Here is a 2,475-nt window from a genome sequence, read left to right as displayed (position 1 = left end):
CCCCGCCGTCGGCGGGGAGCCTCACGGCTCACACGTGTCACCGACCGCGTCGAACGCCGACTCCAGAAGCTCACCCAGGGCCACGCGCCCGTCCGCGCGGGCCCACGCCTCACCGGCGACGTCCAGGCAGGCGATGGCACACGCGACCAGGGACTGGGCGCGTACGTCCAGCCACGGCCCGTCGGTGTGCCCCCGGGCGAGCCGACGTCGGACCTCGGGCGTCATCTGGGTCTGCCACTGAAGGTGTTTCTCGATACACCGAGACCTGAGCGAGGGGGTCTCGTACATCATCCTCGTGACCTTGAGCATGCGTTCGCGGTCACGGGACTCGCCGGTGACGCTCAGCAGCACGTTGCGCAAGGCGGCCCACGGGGGCTCGGAATCAGGGCGTTCCTCCAGCGCGCGCCTGGCCTCCTCGCCCTCCTGTGTGAGGTCGCCGAGCACGATGTCCTCCTTGGTACCGAAATACCGGAAGAACGACCGCCGGGAGATGCCGGAGGCGCTCGCGATGTCGTCGATCGTCGTGGCGTCGAAGCCCTTGCTCAGGAACAGGCCCATCGCGATGTCGGTGATCTCCGCGTACGCCGCGCGACGGGAACGCGTCCACAGACGCTCGGTGTTCGTCTCTCCTGGTTTCACGCTTCGATCGTAACCATGTGCCCCCGAATGCCTGATTGACACTCAGTGTCAGACGGTCATATGGTGACAATCAATCGAAGGAGAGAGGCGCACATGAACGCGATCGACTACCGCAGGCAGACGGTCCTCATCACGGGAGCGAGTTCGGGTCTGGGCGCGGAGTTCGCCCGCCAGGTCGCCGCCCGCGGCGCCGGCGTGGTGCTCGTCGCGCGCCGTCGCGACCGGCTCGAGAAGCTCGCGGGAGAACTCGCCGAGAAGTACGGGACCGACGCCACCGCGGTCTCCATGGACCTGGCGACGCCCCGGGCGGGAGAGGCCCTCGAACGGGAACTGGCCGATCGAGGAGTCGAGGTCACGAGCGTCGTCAACAACGCGGGGTTCGCCACCTACGGACCCTTCCACGAGGAGGACCGGGAACGCCTGGCCACCGAGATCGCCGTGGACGTCACGAGTGTCGTCGACATCAGCCGCGCCTTCATCGCAGGCCTGCGCGAGCGCGGTGACGGGTTCCTGGTCAACGTCGCGAGCATGGCGGCCTACCAGGCGGCTCCCGCACTGGCCGTCTACGGCGCGGCCAAGGCGTTCGTCCTGAACTTCACCGAGGCGCTGTGGTACGAGTCACGCGACACCGGTCTGCGCGTGCTCGCCCTGTCCCCCGGGGCCACCCAGACCGAGTTCTTCGAGGTCGCCGGTGAGGGGGCCGACGGCGGGATGCGGAGGATGACGGCGAAGGACGTCGTCAGGACGGCTCTGGCCACACTCGACCGGAGGAACCCCCCGCCCAGCGTGATCGCCGGCCGGTCCAACCGGATCGCCTCCCTGCTCACGCGCCTGGTGAGCCGCCGGTGGAACACCATGGCCCTGGGAGCGATGATGAGCCGCTCGAACACGGCCCGGTGACCGCCGACCACGTAGGCCCGGTCCCGTGGGGCAGCGCTCTGACCGGCGAGGGGAGCGCTGTGGGCGCCCACCGGGCTCTCGTTGGCCGCGCGGCCCTGGACACCGTGACAGGAGGACAGAGCTGGATCGGGGTGGGCTCTTCCACGACTCGTCCGAGGAATCCGGACTCCGGAAGCGAAGACGGTGTCGACGAAGGCGGCTCCTTCGCTACGGACAGGGATGAATGTCGGTACGGGGTGGGATAGTTCGGGGATGCGACCGAGAATCGACCCTGACCGCCAGGTCACCCCCTTCACGTGCGGCCACTGCGGCTCCGAACACCTACGGATCTGCGGCTTCGTCAACAGCGAACACGGCGCGTTCGCGATCTACTACGCCCATCTCTACAACCACGGCGACGTACACGAGGCCTACGTCGACATCGTCATGGACGACGACTGGAACCCCGACAGCCCCTTGGAGCCCAGCCCCAACCGGACGACCTTCGGCTGCCGGATCGGCCCGGTGGAGGGCTCCCCCGCTCCCGCGTGTTCGCTCATCCAGGCGGCCGGGTTCCACGAGGGAGATCCCTTCTACGGTGACCGGCTCGACCGTGAGAGGGCCCTCCCCCACCCGTGGCTGCCCCTGTTCTGGGGCACCATCGACCACCTGCTCGAACACGAGCCGGACGTGAACGCGCACGTGTACTGCGTCAACGCCGCCCCGCAAGAAGGCTGACGAGAGACGTGGATCCCGCCCCGATCGGGTGAAACGTCATCCAGGACGTTCTCGCAGTTGGGAAGACGGACCGCGGCGGCGCCTCGGCGTTCGTCAGCAGTGCCGGCGGTGAAGACGGAAACCACCGCCACTGCCGTCAGCGATGACTGCGAGTTGGGCGAGGGCCTCCAGGGACTGTCAGAGGATCATCGCTGGTCATGTCGCCTCCCTCGGAGAGCC

The 2,475-nt window shown here is 68.2% G+C and carries 3 protein-coding genes; 2 read left to right on the top strand and 1 reads right to left on the bottom strand.

The annotated features are described in order from the left end of the window. Nucleotides 1–21: 21 nt before the first annotated feature. Nucleotides 22–639 carry a TetR family transcriptional regulator gene (locus D471_RS0131425; protein ID WP_017602284.1) on the bottom strand — a complete coding sequence of 206 codons (618 nt, stop codon included), beginning with the start codon at nucleotides 637–639 and terminating at the stop codon, nucleotides 22–24. A 93-nt stretch (nucleotides 640–732) separates the two neighbouring features. Between D471_RS0131425 and D471_RS0131420 the strand changes: the two genes are divergently transcribed. Further along, entirely contained in the window at nucleotides 733–1,539 is an 807-nt protein-coding gene (locus D471_RS0131420) for an SDR family NAD(P)-dependent oxidoreductase (protein WP_017602283.1), read from the top strand. A 252-nt stretch (nucleotides 1,540–1,791) separates the two neighbouring features. After that, nucleotides 1,792–2,256 carry a hypothetical protein gene (locus tag D471_RS0131415; RefSeq protein ID WP_017602282.1) on the top strand — a complete coding sequence of 155 codons (465 nt, stop codon included), beginning with the start codon at nucleotides 1,792–1,794 and terminating at the stop codon, nucleotides 2,254–2,256. The last annotated feature ends 219 nt before the right edge of the window (nucleotides 2,257–2,475 follow it).

Source organism: Nocardiopsis lucentensis DSM 44048 (assembly GCF_000341125.1).
GTDB classification, from domain to species: domain Bacteria; phylum Actinomycetota; class Actinomycetes; order Streptosporangiales; family Streptosporangiaceae; genus Nocardiopsis; species Nocardiopsis lucentensis.
Note: the sequence above shows the minus strand (reverse complement) of the source record. Positions and strands in the feature narration are given on the sequence as shown.